We start from the raw sequence: 17899 nt of genomic DNA on the forward strand, positions 1-17899 counted from the left end.
GATAAAATGATATCGTAATTAATTGTAATTTAGTTAATACTGATCCAATATCTTTGTTCCACAATACTCTCTGTGAATGTCAATGAAAATATTTACCACCTGACCTTTTGAAAGTTTACCAGGCTGATACCGAATTAGTTTACCAATCCGATGATTTTGACATTTAAAAAGTTTACCACTCGTGACACTGAAAAAGTTTACCATTTGACAGTGAAAAAGTTTACCACTTTGCTTCTGATTAAGGGGAATACCCTGGAGCATTCCCCATATGTTATTACATTGTACCAACAACATCTGTCAATTCATCAATTGCCTGGCAGTAATCATTGATTTCCTGTTTCAGTTCTTTGATCTCCATCTGCTGATCAAAAATGGTTTCAAGCGCCTCTTGGTATTTTATCTCCAGCTGGCTGTATGATAGGTTATTCATGAACAGATTCCTCCTTTCCATCATCAGATACCACAGCAGCATGCTCTGCACGGTAAGGATTGTCTGAATTCATATTTAATACATGCGACCGGAAAGTAAGCCTGTCAATTAATGCAGTCACCATGGTCTGGTTTTCAAACATGGTAGTCCATTCGGAGAACCGTAGATTTGTTGAAACGATGACACTTTTCCGTTCTGCACGGTCTGCCACCACTTTAAATAGTAGCTCTGATTGATGCCGGTTGAAGGTCAGATAGCTCAGCTCGTCAATAATTAACAAATCAGCTTTGGATATCTGTTTTTCCAAGCGAACCAGCCGATGATTGTCCTGAGCTTCAATGAGCTCATTGGAAAGATTAGCTGCTGTATAGAACTTTACGTTCATGCCCTGCATACAGGCCTTCACGCCAAGTCCTATGGACAGGTGGGTCTTGCCGGTTCCTGGATTGCCTATCATTACGATATTCTGTTTCTTTGTGACAAAGCCGCAGGAGGAAAGTTCTTTTAAAAATGCTTCGTCCATGTGTTCAAAGCGGGAAAAATCCAGCTCATCCATGGTCTTTATATAGGGGAAAGATGCTACTTTTATTTTGCGTTTGCGAGTGCTTTCTTGTCTGGAATCCAGTTCCAGTTTCATCAGCTGTATGAGGAAATACTCATAGCCCTGATTTTTATCTAACTGTCGTATAACATCGGCGTAATTGTTGAACATCGGTGTCCGCAGCTGTTTAGAATACATTTCAATGGTTTGTGCCTGTAATTCTTTCATCGTATAGCCACTCCACATTTTTCATCATATTTGGTGAGATCAGTCTGAGTAACCGGAATTTCATTACTTAGATATACGATATTTGATTCTGGATTCTCATGGAGCTGGCTTCGTATCATATCCACGGATGGCACGATGTTTTTTGGAAGCTGTTCCCTGATGGAGAGGATTCTTTCTTCGCCATAGTCAACGCATAGACGCAGGAGCTTTACCATCTCCTTATTGCCGCCCGGAAGAAGTCTTCCCCAGTCAAGCAGTTCCTTGGTCACATTTCGTCTGACAGGCTTTGCCTGAAATACAGCGCGTGGTTTTCTTTCCAGAAGGTCAATGTAATGCTCCAGCCGGTATTCTATTTTACCGGATCCATAGAGCCGGCAAAAGGTTGCAACCAGCTCTCCTTCATGGAAGATACATACCTCATTGGCATAGCCTTTTACAGTCATCTGCTTACGCAGGTAGCGGACAGGAACCGAGTAATCATTCTTATCAAACCGGAGGGTTGAATAATCTCCAACTGTTGGAGTAGCAATACGGCTGGTATCATAGCGGTAAGCTGGGATCTGCTTTAAATAGTACCATTCTTTTTCATAAGCTTCCTTTACTTTGCAGGAGCGTGAATCTACCTTGTGAGTGTTCCGGTATTTCAGACAATCCTTGATAAGATGTTCATTCAGCTCTGCAAGGTTAGCGACTCTTGGAACCGGCACCATGAAATTTCGGCGGGCATAACCCACCAGATTTTCCACCAGACCTTTTTCATTACCACTGGCAATGTTACAGAAATCTGTCTGGAAAGCATAATGGGCGGCAAAGGACCTATACCCTTTCGTAGCTCTGGCATGCAGACCAAAACCTTCACTTACAGCTACCTTGGCATTGTCAAAGATGAGCCTTTTAGGAATGCCCTTGAAATAATCAAACATACTCTGCTGGGCTTCCAGAAAGGACTCCAGATTCTGTGAATAAAATGCCTGTACAAATATGTCGCAGCTGTAACAGAGCCTTCCGCAGAAGAAGTTGATTTTTGTTTTCTTACCATCCAGATAGATGGTGGCTTCACCCCAGTCGATTTGAATGGCATCGCCTACATCGTATTCCAATGGAATATCGGCCTGGGGAGGGACAAGCTGTTCTGCCCGTAGATTTCGTACCACCTCCCGAACTGTAGAGTAGGAACCAGTAAAGCTTTTTTCTATAACAAGTCGGTCATAGATTCGTTTGGCAGTATGCTGCTGTTTGGACAGCTTTTCTTCCATGTCCTGCTTTAGGCAGGCAATGATAAAGTTTGTGATGTCATCTGTAATGACGTTGTTTGTGCGGGTGTAAGATTTGCGCACATCTGGATGTGTATTGCCTTCGCAATACTTTTTGACGGTCTGTCTGGAAATGCCTAGACGTTTGGCAATAGACCGCTGGGATTCACCCTCCGTATGGAGAGTGCGGATTTGAGAGTATAAATCCACTTCAATAATCACCTTTCTTTCATCTCCTTGTAAGATTTTTGTTCTTTTCAATCTTACAGGAATTTATTTCAAGGTGGTAAACTAATTCAGTGTCAAATAGTGTTGAAGTGGTACACTTTTATAATATCATTTACAACTCTCAACCAAAATTTCATTCTCCAGGACACCGCCATTATTCACTATACTTTTTGCGGAACCTACGTTCTTTTTATCACATACCATTAAAACTTTATCTAATCCAATCTTTTTGCACTCCTCCAGGGCAAGTCCAATCATCTTGGTTGCAACTCCTTTTCTTCTTTCCGAAGGCCGTACACCATCTCCGATATGTCCACCATTTAATAGCAGAGATTCATTTAGATAATGTCTGATGTTAACGGCACCAACAAACAAATTTCTTTCTTCATCCAGGCAAAATAACGTGGAATATGGTACATATCCTTCTTTTTCAACGTTGCTGTCTAAACAATTAATATAATTTTCAAAATCACGATAGTCATATCTTACGATTGCATAAGGAACGATTTTTTCACCTGATGCATACCATTCTTCCATCATATCATTTAGATGTGTTTTATATTTATTATCTAATTTTACTAAACGAAGTACTGCAATTTAATCAGTTTCAAAGGCAATATTGATTCTTGGACTTTCAGCTGTTTTTTCTGAGTTGTTAATTTTTCATTAATTTTTCTCCTGGTATTTGATAATTATGAAAGTTCTGGTATAATAGGATTTATAATTAGTTCTGCCGTATGCTGTTCTTCTATGTATCCCGTTTCATCAAACTCAATTCCCAAATTACATTTAGTAAATATTGTTCCAATTTCAGCGTTAAGTTCTTCTCTTGCGTAATCCAGAGTGTCGAGCATGTTCATCATAGGACGGTTTAGGCGATCTGTATGATCAGTTGAATGTGCCACAATGGGGTCTCATTGCACTTTTATTCCCATATGTTCTTATACTTTCTTGATTTTTCCTTTGCCATATAAATCCACACATCTAACTTCTTGGCTTAAACCATCACAGTCTGTTTAAGCTACTGTGTTATTCTTCTGTAATTTCCAACTCATAGATTAATTTTTCTAAGTCAGCCATTTAATTCCCCTCCTTCCATAATTTATCATTGTGATCTGAATGTTAGGTGTCCCAACCACAACTGTACATTTGTGAGATTTACATCGTTATACCCAATTAGATCCATAGCCCGTGTATGGCGGGGATGATTACTTAATCCAGGGAGGGTAGCAGTATGGCGTTAATGACGGTATGTAATGTATTTTTTAACAGTTGTATTTCTGGTCACTTCAGGAACCAGAATTGTACCAAGAGGGTGAACCAATAACAATTTATTTTACCAATACAGAGCAGATAGATGAGAAGGGAGCGTTGTTAGAAATTTACGCAAAGATGGGAAAAAGACGTCTTTCCTCTGCAAAGTTGAAAAATTTGTTTTAGACACAGAGAAATTTGAATTTTATTTTAGGATGGGAGGTGTGTGAATGATCAGAAAATGATTTTTTTACAGGTGAGTTTGCCTGACTATGTAGAACTGCTGTTAAACAGTTATTAGGTTAATCTGAGTGCTGCCACAAGGAAAAAGGGCTGCTTTGGCAGAAAAAGAGGCAAATAAGAAGGAGTGATGAATATTTACAATGAATAATAAGAAAAAAATTGTTTTATTAACTGTTCTCTTAATGATAAGAAGTGTTCCTGTTCCAAGCTATGGAGCATGGATTCAAAATAATGGCCACTGGCGCTATGAAAGGGGTCAGACTTATGAAAATAGTACTTGGAAGTTGATCGATAACGCTTGGTTCTACTTCGATGATTTTGGGTACATGGTAACCGGCTGGCAGCAAATTGGCGGGAGATGGTATTTCTTTAATCCGGTATCGGATGGATCAAAAGGATCAATGCTGACTGGATGGCACTGGGTAGACGGGTATTGCTATTACCTGGCGGAAAATCCTGATTCTCATTACCCGCAAGGGGCAATGTATGAAAATACGCGGACCCCAGATGGGTTTCGGGTTAACAGCTCCGGGGCCTGGATTAATGGAGATGGAATCGCGCAGTATCAAGCTGGAAAAGGAATACAGACAGCAGTAACAAAAAAGACAGTATCTACGGGAAATTTTTCAGGAGGAGGTACCGGAGGAGGTGGTGGATCTGGACATAGCAGGTCAGGTTCAAAAAATAACGCTAAACCCCAGTATGGAAATCCAGAGGAACCACAAAAGGAACCGGCCACCCCTTCTAATGCAGAGCAGTCAAAGCCGGCTTCTCCTTCTGAAGCGAAAAAGGTTTCATGGAAGCTATACTTTGTAGAAGAGAATAATCACAGCAATAAAATTTTTAAATCCCAGAGCGGGCAGAGTGAGGAATATACGGAACTTACGATTGACTTTCCGGAAACAGTTATTGGAAAGGACCGGTATTATTATCATTCTCTGGTATCCAGTCCCTGGAGTACGGTTGTGAGCGGAACCGGAACACAGAAATATTATGTGGAATTTAAAAAAGGCGAGAAGCTGCCAGAGGAAGATGATCCGGATCAGGAGGCAAGAAACAGACTGAGTCAATGGCTGGATACAGCGAGAAAAGCAGATCTTGCTATTACTGGGGAAGAGCCATTAAATCAGCAGCTTATTACAAAAAGTCTGGAAGAAAGCAATGAACGGCTTTTAAACCTTGCTTCTATGGCAGACGGATCAGACCGCAAGGAGGTGTACTTAATTGCAAAGAATCATACTCCTGCAACCATGATTCTCAGCCAGAGAATTTTAAATATTAAGAACGTATCCCAGCTGATTCGGGCAGAGTTTGTCATAGATGGCGATACTTACACGGTTATGAGAGTGGGTTTCGAGAAAACCTATGAAGAAGGTAATTGCAGTCACAGCTATGAAGTGATTGAACGAGTGGAACCTACCTGTATGAATAACGGTTATGAGACCGTGAGATGCGCAAAGTGCGGAAAGGAAGAAACAGTGATATTACCTGCAACAGGACATACAGATACAGATCATGACGGCACCTGTGATATCTGTTACCAGCCGACAGATGAGGCGCCAGAAGTGGTTCATTACAGCCTGGGGGATATCCAGGCCAGGACCGTTGGAAACCGGATCTATTTATTTCGCTGCATTGATGAGGATTACGAGGATGCAATGGGGAACAGTCAAAAAGCTGCATTGTTTCTTTGTGATAGTGTGATCCGGTCTGACATCATGGGAGTATCCGAAAAGTTTAATTTTGGAGATAACAATAACTATAAGTACTCAAAGATCCGTGAGTGGCTGCTGAATAATGTTTTCGATTCGCTGTTTATTCATAATACTTATATCGGCATTACCAGATCATACATAGGTTCCACCGGGAAAGCAACGTATGAGCAGCTGAATGAAAGCAGCTTAATGGGATTTGATCGGTTGTATCAGTCTATGGAGGATAAGATCTTTATTCTGTCCGTGGAAGAAGCGTTAAAGTATCGGGATTATCTATGGAAATTCGGTGGCAGTGAAACAAATAATCCGGATTCCCAGATCTCTGCTTATTCAAAAGGCTATTATCTGCGGACTCCTCAAAATGGAGGTCTGGCAGATTCATGGTCTGGTGAAGGAATTTACGCAGTCAGTTTGACAGACGGGAATATACAGCCAGTTAATGTATCAGAGACAGGCATAGGGTTCAGACCGGCCATAACGATTCCACAGGGATAAGGGGGAAAGTAACATGAGAAGAAATGTAAAGAGAATTTTAAGCTTTTGCCTTGCTGCTGTTATTGCAATATCCACGGTAGGGTATGCGCCACCATCTTTTGCGCTCAATGAAATGACGACAAAATCAAGCATGGAAGAAGCAATGAGAGCGCTTGCTTCTCCATCTGAAGCAGAAAAAAATGTGGCAGAGGTGGCTACCCAGTCAGAGGCTGAAATCCCAGGGAATAAAGCAACTCCTTCGGAGGCCGTGAAATTTGTCCAGATAGAGCCAGAGGAGATTCCAGAATATTACTCCCAGGTTAAAAAGGCAGGAAAAAAGTTCTGGAAATTTGAAGACAGATATGGAGAAATGCAGTATCGAGATTATGGATATGTAGAAGGCGAGGCGGAATTTCCTCTTTGGTATGAGGTAGATGATAAGAGCGAAATAGAGCTATCAATTTCAGTAGATCTGGTTGATGAATATTATAATTTGGCTCCTTATGTTTACGATAACATATCCCCTACAAAATCAAACTGGTCTGACTTTTCAAACCGTTTACTTTCAGATAATGAAAGTATTTTCTTATATGAAAGGCAGGAAGTAAAAGGTTTCACAAACTGGGATTTCAGTACCTATAGCATATGGTATGTAAACGGAATATTAAAAAAAGATCTCGAAGGAAGGGACTTAAACGAAGAGCTCGGTTATTTCTTTTACGGCAGTATTAGTAATGTGCGTGATTCGGTAGAACAGTGGTATTATGCAGACAATGAAGGATGCATTTACGATATGAGCCCCACTATTGATCCTAGCGTGAGTTTGTTCGCTGCTAACCAAGTTGAAATAATATATAATCTTTGCAATTCAGATGATCCAACTAATGGAACTGATAATATTAAGTATACAGATTGGGTAGATGTATCTGACGGTGATGAATACTATACACTAAAAGACTATACGTTAGAAGGGCAGCGGCTGCTTGGGTACATGAGGGGAGCATCTTATTATGACCTGGATATTAGTAGTACTACCAAGGGTAATAAAACAATACGATTTAGTCCACAAAATTATAATTATCCCTATCATGTTAATTACAATGTTTTTTACCCTTCAGGAACCAAGATAAAAAAGAAAGATTTAACAACACAAGTTTTCTATGCAGTTTGGGTTCCTGATAATTACGATGTCCTCGTTGCCCTATATGAAGAAGATCTTAATTTTCCGTATTCCGGAATAAACGGTGATAAATATTTAAGATTTGTGAATGACAGGTTTATGGATAGACCTTACGGTTATCCAATTAAAGGTCCATTTGGCTATTGGAACATGAAACGGATTATGGTTAAGAAGAAAGGTGTATCATATAACCTTGATTTAATACCTAGAAACGGAATTACACTAGAAGGAACTACATATTGGAAAAATAGTCCATTAGAGCACGGTAGAAATTTTAATGCAACTTTTGACGGTTGGGTTACAGATGATGGCGAAAAACTGAGTACCTGGGTACCAGATGGCAGCGGTAAAGTAACTTATATATTTCCTAAATGGAATCTTCAAAATCATTTAGTTACTTTCAAAGGCATAGACGGTGTGATTGAAACTCAACAGGTTCCATTTGGTAGTTCAGCCACTGAACCTAAAAATATAACAACACCTAATGGGTTTAAATTTATCGGCTGGGATACTGATTTTAGTGACATAAGAGAAGATATCGTGGTTAACGCAAAATATGAAGAAAAGAAGACAGTGTCCGTCACATATAAGGACTGGGAAGGAAATGTCATCGGTACCCAGGTGGTGGGAGTAGGAGAATCAGCAACGCTTCCAGCTGCGCCGGCACGTCCCGGATATACCTTTGTGGGTTGGGATACAGATACTACATCAATAGGGGATCATACAGTTGTAAAACCTATTTACAAAATAAACAGCTATGTGTTAACTCTTGATGCGAATGGTGGGGCACTAAATGGAAAAAACGATGAGGAGAAGAATTTTGTTTATGGAGATTCTTTTGATCAGTCTTTGAGTGATGGAAGAGATAATGCAACGCGGAAATATCATACTTTCGATGGTTGGTACACCAAACCTACCGGAGGAGAGAAATATGCCTATACAGGAAATAAAATGCCTGCAGATGATGTTACGGCATATGCTCATTGGAGCCGAAACGCTAGTCTTGTCACTTATAAGGACTGGGATGGAAGAGTGTTAGGCAATCTAGAAGTTGTTATCGGAGGAGATGCAACACCACCAGCAGACCCGGAAAGACAAGGATATACCTTTATAGGCTGGGATAAACCCTACACCAACATTATGGATGATACGACAATCGTGGCTAAGTACAATAAAAACAATTATAAGCTTATCCTTGAAGGGAATGGAGGGGGCTTAGATGGGAGCAATGCAGAGGAAGAATATACCATAACCTATGGAGGTTCCTTTGATCAAATTCTTTTAGAGGGGAAGAACAACGTAAGTAGGCCCGGATATACTTTTGATGGCTGGTACTCAGCAGAAACAGAAGGAAATTGCTATTCCTATAGCGGAAATGTTATGCCGTCAAATGATCTGAACGTATATGCACAATGGAAAGTAAATGAGTATACGGTTCATTATGACGGAAATCTGGAGGCTTTAAAGAAAAATCCAGAGGATAAGTTAATTACTTATGGTCAAGTTATAGGAGAACTTCCCGCCATTAATGCAGAGGGATATATTTTCTTGGGCTGGTACACTGACCCCACCAGGGGAACTAAAGTAATAGAAGAAACTCCAATTTTAGGAGACACCACTTATTATGCACAATGGGATACTATTTCAAAACCTGCTGTACCAGATCCGATAAAGCCGGAACCAGAGAACCGGGTTGAGGAAGAGAAAATAACTGTTCCTATTACACCGATTATTGATAGTACTGCAAAACCAACCGTACCGGATACCGGAGGTACATTCGCCGCAAATCCGGACAACCCTTATGATGTTACCTATACAAAGCCGGATGGAACGACAGCAAGGGATGAATGGGTTGGTGACGGGAAAGATTGGTACCATATTGATGAAGCAGGAAAACTAAATTACGACTGGTATCTGGAAGGAGAAAAGACCTGGTATAAGCTTAAAAAAGAACCAGGGGATAGGTTCGGGGCCGCATTAACTGGTTGGAATTACGAGCCAATGGATGATAAGAGCTATTTCTTTGATCCCAGTACGACTAAGATGCTTACCGGATGGCAACTCATTGACAGTAAGTGGTATTACTTTACAAAACAAAATGAGTCACAAACCTATTATGGAAGCAATCCTAGTGGAAGTAATCCTGATGGTTGGAAATATGATCCATTAAAACCAGGTAAGCCTTATGGATCAATGTATCAAGATGAGTTTACTCCAGATGGATATCGAGTAGATGAAAATGGAGTTTGGAAAAATAAATAGGAGGAACAATGAGAAAAAAATTTGTGAGAGGGCTGGCATATGTAATGTGTGCCACCCTGACAATCACCGCAGTACCGCCCTGGACTGTATATGCGGAATCAGGGACAGAAGTTTCCAGTTCAAAAGTAGCCACGCCCTCTGAAGCGGGCCGAGATAATGGAATAGAGGAAGAAACCGTTAATAATGATGAGACTCCCGAAGCAGATCTGACAGAAGAGGAAGCGGAAGAGATCCCCCCTGCAGATCCGGAACCGATTGAAATTCCGATAACAGATCCGGCAGATATTGCTACGCCATCTGAAGTAGTAGAACCTACTTTCACGGATGTAAAAAAAGTTTTAGCAGCTTCCTTTCTTTCTTCAGTTCCTTCTTCCAGTTTCCTGGGAGACATCTGGGATTCCTGGTCAGGGAAAACAAGCTTTGAATTCTTAAGCGGAAGTCAGGGAGAGGGAACAGAAGAAAAACCATACCTGATTAAAAACCGGGAGCAGCTTATGGGACTATCCGAGCTTACGGCCATGGGAATGATGGTACCGGAGGCGGAGGGAGCCAAATATGCCGGAGATTATTCCGGATGTTACTTTGCCTTGGGTGCGAATATTGATCTTCAGGGGGTGGATTGGATTCCCATTGGCTTTTATCAGGACTTTTCTGAAAAGTCTGGGGAAGTTACCCACACATTTAATGGTTTCTTTGATGGCAATGGAAAGACCATCAAAAATTTAAAATTGACTTCCTTTGCTGGTTATAACAACGTAGGACTCTTTGGATCGGTATCCAATGCAAACATCCATGACCTGATCATAATTCCGGACAGCAGCTCCATAAAAGGAAATGACCGGATCGGTGTGGTTGTGGGATATGCAGAAAACAGTGAGATTCGTAACGTGACGGTAAAAAATGCAGATATCAGTTCCACTGGTATTTCCGGAGGAATTGCGGGAGAGATCAGCAGTACTGTGATTGAGAATGCTATCTGTGAAAAGGTCATGATTGATGCTAAAGGAGGAAATGAAGTTATTTATACCGGAGGGATTACCGGGGTTGCTTCCAATTCCTCTATCATTGACTGCGAGGTATCTACTGGCACAGGAACTACTGCAAGAATCCAGGGAACCGGATACATTGGCGGTATTGTAGGGTATCAGAACGCTTCAAATGTATTTAACACCTATGTAAGCGGAACCATTGGTGGTTATCGCTCGACTGCCATCGGAGGAATTACAGGTAAATATGCAGCCGGGAAAATAAAAGTAGCCCGTTTTGCGGGAACCATTGGAAACTCCCAGCTTGGTTCCATGGCAAGGGAAGGAACATTTATCGGAACCAGACAGGGGGCTGCAACAAACTTTAATTACATAGAGGATGTGGCATTTTTATTTGCTGATACGGAGAGTAAGATAAATGCCAATGTCTGCGGTTCAGAAATCATGGATGATAATGATTATACCTACGCTGCCCATATCGGTTACTGGCATACAGGAGATCTTTATTACACACTGGTTCAGGGTGGAGTACAAAAGACCATTTCGGATCAGTACTTTTATGAAGAACTGGAAAACGGTATCCTGACAGTTCTTGATGAAGAGTCTGGGGATTATACCCTGGATCACTTTGCACCTGATTCTCTGGGCAGACCTGTAAGAGGATATCTTTTAAATGTCAATCAGATTGATACTATAGCAAACGGCCAGAACTTTTATGATATTGCAACCTTGGAAGTACGAGGAAATTCCCAGTATTCCAAACCCCTTAATAAAGAAAACCGGGGAGCTATTGCAGCTGGTTCAGCGGTCACGGTAACAACGGCACCGAAAAATACAGATACAGAAAAATTCCAGATTGAAGATTCTCCTTTCTATGTAAATAGTAAGGGAATCAAAAAGAGCAGTACCTATTCCGACAGCAGCCATGCTTATGCATTTACCATGCCGGAGGAAAATGTAACCGTTTCTGCGCTCTATAAGAAGGTGGCCGTATCAGTAACGGTAGATCCTGAAAGTTATACCTTTGCAGTTGTTCAGACCAGAACCGGAAACCGAAAAAACCCGGTAATAACGACAGAGATTAAGAACAAAGAAGGGAAGCTGATCGCCCGGTATATCAACGGTGTGTTAGAAAAAGGAACCGAGGTACAGCCAGTAAATATTAAAGCTGTGATTGATGCCAACAATGACGTGGCGGACAGCCGGGTGAAATGGAGCATTGACGATCCCCAACTTATTGGTCTTGCAAAAAACAATGATGAGGAAACTGACGGATACACCTCACAGTCAGCGAGCCTATCAGTTATTCTTTCCTCCTCCTTCTTTCAAACCATTATAGCGGAGGCAGAAAAGAAACAGGCAGATGAGAACTACCAGTACAAGATTCCCAATATGATTTATGGAGCTGGACACCAAAATGGTGGAGTTGCAGTTTTAACGGCGCAAACAAGACCTTCCACTTCCTTTGAAGGGAAACCCTGTACTGCCAACAGCAGAATCAATGTTACGTTCCAGATCATTGACAATACCTTAGTTGCAACGGAAGGAGCAGTTCTTGATAAACAGGCGCTTACCTATACCGTGAGAAGAACTCTGACTGGGGACCGGATCAATCCACAGGAAACGGTTACAGTAACAGCTCCCCAGTCCTTAACGGCAACGTTCACCCCGGACTTCTTCTCTAAGGATGAAGTGGTATGGACCAGTTCCGATCCGGCAGTGGTACAAGTAACACAGGATAATGAGGCATACCGGGAAGCGTCGGTTTCTGCAATAAAGGATGCCGCCTGGATTCGTAACATCATAGCTACCGACAATGGAATCAAAAGCAACGATCCCTATGCGAAAGTATCAGGAAGCGGAAACCGGGATGTTGTCATTACAGTTGATGGAAAAGACAAGCTTGGGAATAAAGCTTCCGCTGTCTGCCAGGTAAATATCAACTTTGTAACGGATGACCAGACCAGAGTGGTTCCGGAAGGAATTACTCTGAATGAGAAAGAGTTATCCTATGAGCTTGGCTTCCAAATGACCGGAGATATTCATTCACAAATTGCAGATAAGAAGGGATTTATTGCAAAGAAACTATCTGCAACGGTTCTCCCAGATCTTGATGAGTCAGCGGAACATAAACCCTATGACCGGACTGTAATCTGGGCTTCCTCTGATCCGGAAGCGTTATCCGTTGATGAGCAGGGAAATGTAACTCCAGTTGATGGTGCTGCCTGGATCAATGAAGCTCTTCGCAAAGCTCCTTACCGTGAAGAAAAGAATGTGGAGATTACGGCCACTACAAAAGACGGAAGGAAAGCGGCCACCTGTCTGGTTAAACTTACATTCCAGGCAGAATGCCTGGAAGCAGACCGAAACAGTGAGACATTCGATCTGGTCCTTACCAAAACAGGAAGAAGAACCAACCCTACTTACACCTGGAGCGGTATGGAAGCAAAGAAATTCTCTGCTTCTGTTTATCCAGAAAATAGGGAGAAAAAGAAAATCCAGTGGCGGTCCTCTGATTCAGGAATCCTTTCTGTAGATTCAGAAGGAAATGTCAAGGCTGTTGTGATTAATGAAAAGCAGGAAATAATCGCTGGCTGGATTAATGAGATACTGGGAAAATCACAGTACTCAGGAAGTTCAAACGCTTTTGTCTATGTGGAAAGCAGTGATGGAAAGCTTTCTGATCCGGTACAGATAATATTAAATTTAAAGGTCATTGATAACACCACTTCTGGAGGCAGTTCCGGAGGAGGAGGTGGTGGCGGGGGAGGCGGTAGCCGATCCGTAGGAGTAACGGCTGCAGGAAATATCAAAGGACCGGCAGCTCCCTCTGGTGCCATCACCGGCACATGGACCCAGACTGGAAATGGGAAGTGGATCTTTGCTTCCGACAGGACCTATACCGATGAATGGGCATATATTAGTAACCCATTTGCAACGGGAGATCAGGAAAAGGCTTCCTGGTTCCGGTTTGATAAAGACGGCTTCATGGTGACGGGCTGGCAGACAGATGCAGATGGAGTTACATACTATTTAAAAGCAGCTTCTGATGGAACGCAGGGCCAGATGCTTAGTGGCTGGCAAAATATAGATGGTATCTGGTACTACTTTAACCCGGTTTCTGATGGGACAAAAGGAAAGCTGCTTATGAACACGGTGACCCCGGACGGGTATACAGTGAATGAAAAAGGCCAGTGGATATCATGAAAAATATTGATAAGTATGATAAGGCTGAGCTGCTTTCAATTTTAATAAATTTATAACAATCATATCCACTTCGCTAATCGTGTGATTTTAATGGGAAGGTTAACCCGTGATCCGGAAGTAAGATATTCTCAGGGAGAGAAGTCACTGGCAGTTGCAAAATACACACTGGCTATTGATCGGAGAGGTCGAAGGAACCAGGAAGGTAATGAACAGACAGCTGATTTCATTAATTGTACTGCATTTGACAGAGCAGGAGAATTCACAGAAAAGTATTTTCGCTAAGGGATGAGAGTATTAGTTTCAGGAAGAATCCAAACTGGAAGCTACATCAATAAAGAAGGAGTTAAAGTTTATACATTTGATGTTATTGTGGATGATCAGGAGTTTGCGGATAGCAAGAATGCATCAGGTGATAATTCCAGACCAGATCCTTCCAGAGCTGTTGATGATGGCTTTATGAATATCCCTGATGGTGTCGAAGACGAAGGACTTCCTTTTAATTCATAGGTGAAGAGGATGAAATTAACTATTAAAGAAAAAAACAAAAACATTCCGGTATCGGTGACGTTAGAAAATAAAATGAAATACGGAATCGTGATAGGGACAAGTGATAAATTGGTTGGAGTTTTACTAAATACTGGAGAGTATGTAGATGTGCCTGAGTATTATGTAAAAAGAATATCAAGAAAACCCAAGTTCACCGTTACTTAGAAATTGAAAGATACTTGTACATTGACATCCGAATATGTTTAACCGATAGAAAAGAATTTAGAACACTTGTGGCATGAGCGGAACTGAGTTCCGTTCATGCTTAATAAATGAGAAATAACGGAACTCAATTCCGCTCATAAAAGGAGACTAGAACTTACTTATGGATGAAGAGATAGAGATCAATACATAGAAAGGTGGTATACCATCTCATTAAAAGTAAATCCTAACCGGGCATGATTAACTCCGATTATATTTAAATGCACATAGTATTGCAAAGCAATGTAATGCAATGTATTGCAATTGCAATACAAAAGTGGTATAGTAAATACATATAAAGGAGGGCGAGATATGGCCAGTATTAATGTTAGAGTAGATGATGAACTTAAAAAACAGTGTGAAATGATTTTTGAAGAGCTTGGTATGAATACCAGCACAGCAATTAATATTTTTTTGAAACAGGTGATTCGTTCCAATGGCATACCATTTACGGTACAGGCAGATCCATTTTATTCAGTAGAGAACCAGGCTCATCTGTTGGCAGCAAAAGAAAGAATGGAAAAAGGCGAAGGGAAAATTCATGATGTCATTGAGGTGGACGAATGAAAAAAATATGGGATGAGGAGGCTTGGGAAGATTATCTATATTGGCAAACCCAGGATAGAAAAACCCTTAAGCGTATCAATCTATTAATACAGGATATCGATAGGAATGGGTATTCTGGTATTGGTAAGCCGGAGCCATTAAAAGGAAATATGCAGGGATATTGGAGTCGCAGAATTGATGAAGCAAATCGGTTTGTATATCGTATTAATGGTGGCAAGATTGAAATTATTCAATGCCGTACCCATTATCAAAATCTATCCTAAAAGTCCCATAGTATTGTGAACGGAACATAGTTCCGTTCATGGTTTAAAGAAAGAGGAACCGTTTTACCATGAAAAAAACAGAACGTTATTTTTATCCTGCTATTTTTACTTATGAACCAGGAAAGGAAATTGCAGTAGTATTTCCTGATTTGGATTGTGCTACCAGTGGTAATGATGAGGAGACTGCTATTTTTTCAGCGAGGGAATTACTTGGCTGTGTTCTTTATGGATTAGAGGAGGATGAGGAGGATATTCCAGATCCTACGCCACTATTACAAGTAGAAGTACATGAAAATGAAAGAGCGGTTTTGATTGATGTTTATATGCCTTCCATACGCTTGAATAAGATGAACCGAGCTAGACCATGATATTATAATTAACTGATATGAACGGAACTTAGTTCCGTTCATTAACAAATAAAAAATGATATTAATACGTTTGTCTTTATAAATTATAGTAACAAATTCAACGAAAATTTGAAAATTTTTCCATAATATGTTATAGTTATTACGGTAGTCAATCTGCCAGGTGGTTTCCATCTCCGAAAGGATGTGGTAATTGTATGAGCACATATGAGGAATTGGTTATCATAAATATTGCAGCGCTAATCGTTACAATACTTGTATACGTGAACAGCAATGACAAAGGTACAAAAAAATAATCACCCCGCCTACCAAGCATTGGTGATTATTTTTATAAAATAGATTGTCAATTTTGGAAGCCACTCTGTGGAGTTGGCTACCTTTTGTATCTTTAGAATAGCACGAATTTGCAGAGATGTCAAATTAGAGATTTAAGGGAAAAGAGTATGGCTTTATATCTAAATGTTCCTTACGAGCAAAAGGACTCGGTAAAAGCTTTAGGAGCTAAATGGGATCAGATTAGGAAACAATGGTATGTTACAAATAAGTTTGATTATTATAAATACTTTGATTGGTTTCCAGAAGTTTATGAGCAGTGCGATCTGATATGTGATTATATGTATATTGTAGAAGCCCCTCGTAAGTGTCATAAATGTAAAAATGAAACTAGTGTAGTTGGATTAGCATTCCAAAAATTTTTTTCTATTAAAAAAGGCGAAAATGGTAACTTGATAGGATACAGATACAATAATAAGTATTTAAACTTTTTTACATTGGATGATGAAACTGATAATACTCAGCTAGAGTTTTTTTTAAGAAGCATTTTAGATATTATTATTCTTATTCAAAGACTATGAGATATAGTTATATCGCAAATCATTGTGAACATTGTGGAGCAACCCAAGGAAATCACTATTTGTATGAAGAACCTAGTGGTCCTTTCTTTGATATTGATAATGCTGATGACGAAGTTAAAAAGAGAATTAATTTGTATAAAATCGCATTTACCGAGGACGGAGTTACTTGTCCTGATTATACAGGGGATGGTTTTATGCCAAGTCAGAACATGCAGGTGAAAATAATTGATAATTTGAACATGAAGCCAGGGGATATTTATAAGGTGTATAACTTTTAATGTATGCATTGTTGTAAATTTCTATTCAGAATGTATTATAAAGAAAAGTAGGAGTATTACCAAATTTTACATATACATAGGGAGGACTAAATTATGAAAAAGAGATTGTTAGGAGCAGTAATATCCTTGGCATTTACCATTACGATACCAACACCAGCTTTTGCAGAAATTATCTGGACTCCGGATAAGCTTCCGGCCGGGTATACAACGAATGAGTGGGAAAATAAAGATTTTAGTTTTTATTCAGGAAATGCTATAAAGAAAGATACTTATACTTATTATGTAAAAGACTTACATGGGAATTTTATGATGAATGCAATATTTGCTGGCGGTATGTCTACTAATGTAGATGGAGTTGTTATAATGACAAACGGTGATGTGGCTTCATACGGTTCCCAAGAAGAACAATTAAAATATGCAAATTCATTGCCATATGAGAATATTTCTTGGCACCAAGACGGCTCAAAATCTATCAATCAAAATGGAATTAGCAACTATTGGTATGGAAATAGTCGAAATAGCACAATAAGTAGTTGGAATTGGTTATTGACTGCCCCTGATGGTAGTCAGGACGGTCTAAAGTATGCTTACTGCTTTAATGAATATGGCTATCTTTATACCAATACCATTACCCCAGACGGATATCAGGTCAATGAACTTGGCCAGTTAATGATTGATGGAAAGGTGAAAACAAAAAAGACAACTGATTTTACTGCTTGGCATGGCTATTCAAACTATGCAATAGGTTATCTTGTTTATGATCCAGAATCCAGTGAACAGCATAAAAATGACAGAGCCAACCCATTTTTTTAAATAGAAATAGA

Annotated in this window: 15 protein-coding genes and 1 pseudogene; 11 read left to right on the top strand and 5 right to left on the bottom strand. The window is 40.2% G+C overall.

All coding sequences use genetic code 11. From position 1 onward, the window contains the following. Positions 1-274: 274 nt before the first annotated feature. From V7D18_RS25565 to V7D18_RS25585, 5 genes are all read right to left on the bottom strand, one after another. On the bottom strand, positions 275-430 hold the full coding sequence (locus V7D18_RS25565) for a hypothetical protein (RefSeq protein ID WP_349666728.1): 156 nt from the start codon (positions 428-430) through the stop codon (positions 275-277). Continuing rightward, on the bottom strand, positions 423-1199 hold the full coding sequence (gene istB / locus V7D18_RS25570) for an IS21-like element helper ATPase IstB (protein WP_349666727.1): 777 nt from the start codon (positions 1197-1199) through the stop codon (positions 423-425). The genes V7D18_RS25565 and istB overlap by 8 nt, the downstream gene beginning before the upstream one ends. Then, entirely contained in the window at positions 1196-2674 is a 1479-nt protein-coding gene (gene istA, locus V7D18_RS25575) for an IS21 family transposase (RefSeq protein WP_426158669.1), read from the bottom strand. Before istA ends, istB begins: the two co-directional genes overlap by 4 nt. Positions 2675-2788: 114 nt before the next feature. Next, complete coding sequence (locus tag V7D18_RS25580) at positions 2789-3277, bottom strand: GNAT family N-acetyltransferase (RefSeq protein ID WP_426159241.1); 489 nt, start codon at positions 3275-3277, stop codon at positions 2789-2791. A gap of 95 nt (positions 3278-3372) precedes the next feature. Next, positions 3373-3585 (bottom strand): zincin-like metallopeptidase domain-containing protein, encoded by a 213-nt coding sequence (locus tag V7D18_RS25585; RefSeq protein WP_426158671.1) that lies wholly within the window; start codon positions 3583-3585, stop codon positions 3373-3375. A gap of 732 nt (positions 3586-4317) precedes the next feature. On the opposite strand from V7D18_RS25585, the gene V7D18_RS25590 reads away from it, so the two are divergent. The 11 genes and pseudogenes from V7D18_RS25590 (at position 4318) to V7D18_RS25640 (ending at position 17888) form a co-directional block, all read left to right on the top strand. Continuing rightward, a complete protein-coding gene (locus V7D18_RS25590) occupies positions 4318-6387 on the top strand; it encodes a DUF6273 domain-containing protein (protein WP_426158673.1) in 2070 nt (689 codons plus the stop codon). A gap of 13 nt (positions 6388-6400) precedes the next feature. Further along, the gene (locus V7D18_RS25595) at positions 6401-9808 is read left to right on the top strand and encodes an InlB B-repeat-containing protein (RefSeq protein WP_426158674.1); all 3408 of its coding nucleotides are present in this window, start codon (positions 6401-6403) and stop codon (positions 9806-9808) included. A gap of 8 nt (positions 9809-9816) precedes the next feature. Then, complete coding sequence (locus tag V7D18_RS25600) at positions 9817-14001, top strand: N-acetylmuramoyl-L-alanine amidase family protein (RefSeq protein ID WP_426158676.1); 4185 nt, start codon at positions 9817-9819, stop codon at positions 13999-14001. A 63-nt stretch (positions 14002-14064) separates the two neighbouring features. Beyond that, positions 14065-14508, top strand: a pseudogene (locus tag V7D18_RS25605) (single-stranded DNA-binding protein). A 9-nt stretch (positions 14509-14517) separates the two neighbouring features. Next, positions 14518-14712 (top strand): hypothetical protein, encoded by a 195-nt coding sequence (locus V7D18_RS25610; RefSeq protein ID WP_426158678.1) that lies wholly within the window; start codon positions 14518-14520, stop codon positions 14710-14712. A gap of 348 nt (positions 14713-15060) precedes the next feature. Then, positions 15061-15315 (top strand): type II toxin-antitoxin system RelB/DinJ family antitoxin, encoded by a 255-nt coding sequence (locus tag V7D18_RS25615; RefSeq protein ID WP_426158680.1) that lies wholly within the window; start codon positions 15061-15063, stop codon positions 15313-15315. Next, entirely contained in the window at positions 15312-15578 is a 267-nt protein-coding gene (locus tag V7D18_RS25620; protein ID WP_426158682.1) for a Txe/YoeB family addiction module toxin, read from the top strand. Before V7D18_RS25615 ends, V7D18_RS25620 begins: the two co-directional genes overlap by 4 nt. Positions 15579-15646: 68 nt before the next feature. After that, the gene (locus V7D18_RS25625) at positions 15647-15946 is read left to right on the top strand and encodes a type II toxin-antitoxin system HicB family antitoxin (protein WP_426158684.1); all 300 of its coding nucleotides are present in this window, start codon (positions 15647-15649) and stop codon (positions 15944-15946) included. Between the two features lie 440 nt (positions 15947-16386). Next, positions 16387-16797 (top strand): DUF5710 domain-containing protein, encoded by a 411-nt coding sequence (locus V7D18_RS25630; protein ID WP_426158686.1) that lies wholly within the window; start codon positions 16387-16389, stop codon positions 16795-16797. 59 nt (positions 16798-16856) lie between these two features. Continuing rightward, positions 16857-17075, top strand: coding sequence for a hypothetical protein (locus V7D18_RS25635; RefSeq protein WP_426158687.1), 219 nt, complete (start codon positions 16857-16859; stop codon positions 17073-17075). A 93-nt stretch (positions 17076-17168) separates the two neighbouring features. Next, the gene (locus V7D18_RS25640; protein WP_426158689.1) at positions 17169-17888 is read left to right on the top strand and encodes a hypothetical protein; all 720 of its coding nucleotides are present in this window, start codon (positions 17169-17171) and stop codon (positions 17886-17888) included. The last annotated feature ends 11 nt before the right edge of the window (positions 17889-17899 follow it).

Origin of the sequence: Lacrimispora sp. 38-1 (genome assembly GCF_049890855.1) — a bacterium.
Taxonomy (GTDB): Bacteria; Bacillota; Clostridia; order Lachnospirales; family Lachnospiraceae; genus Lacrimispora.

Excerpts from the sequence above, each read along its gene's own strand:
- V7D18_RS25565 (WP_349666728.1), bottom strand. The coding sequence starts at position 430 with ATGAATAACCTATCATACAGCCAGCTGGAGATAAAATACCAAGAGGCG.
- istB (WP_349666727.1), bottom strand. The coding sequence starts at position 1,199 with ATGAAAGAATTACAGGCACAAACCATTGAAATGTATTCTAAACAGCTG.
- V7D18_RS25590 (WP_426158673.1), top strand. The coding sequence starts at position 4,318 with ATGAATAATAAGAAAAAAATTGTTTTATTAACTGTTCTCTTAATGATA.
- V7D18_RS25595 (WP_426158674.1), top strand. The coding sequence starts at position 6,401 with ATGAGAAGAAATGTAAAGAGAATTTTAAGCTTTTGCCTTGCTGCTGTT.
- V7D18_RS25600 (WP_426158676.1), top strand. The coding sequence starts at position 9,817 with ATGAGAAAAAAATTTGTGAGAGGGCTGGCATATGTAATGTGTGCCACC.
- V7D18_RS25610 (WP_426158678.1), top strand. The coding sequence starts at position 14,518 with ATGAAATTAACTATTAAAGAAAAAAACAAAAACATTCCGGTATCGGTG.
- V7D18_RS25615 (WP_426158680.1), top strand. The coding sequence starts at position 15,061 with ATGGCCAGTATTAATGTTAGAGTAGATGATGAACTTAAAAAACAGTGT.
- V7D18_RS25620 (WP_426158682.1), top strand. The coding sequence starts at position 15,312 with ATGAAAAAAATATGGGATGAGGAGGCTTGGGAAGATTATCTATATTGG.
- V7D18_RS25625 (WP_426158684.1), top strand. The coding sequence starts at position 15,647 with ATGAAAAAAACAGAACGTTATTTTTATCCTGCTATTTTTACTTATGAA.
- V7D18_RS25630 (WP_426158686.1), top strand. The coding sequence starts at position 16,387 with ATGGCTTTATATCTAAATGTTCCTTACGAGCAAAAGGACTCGGTAAAA.
- V7D18_RS25640 (WP_426158689.1), top strand. The coding sequence starts at position 17,169 with ATGAAAAAGAGATTGTTAGGAGCAGTAATATCCTTGGCATTTACCATT.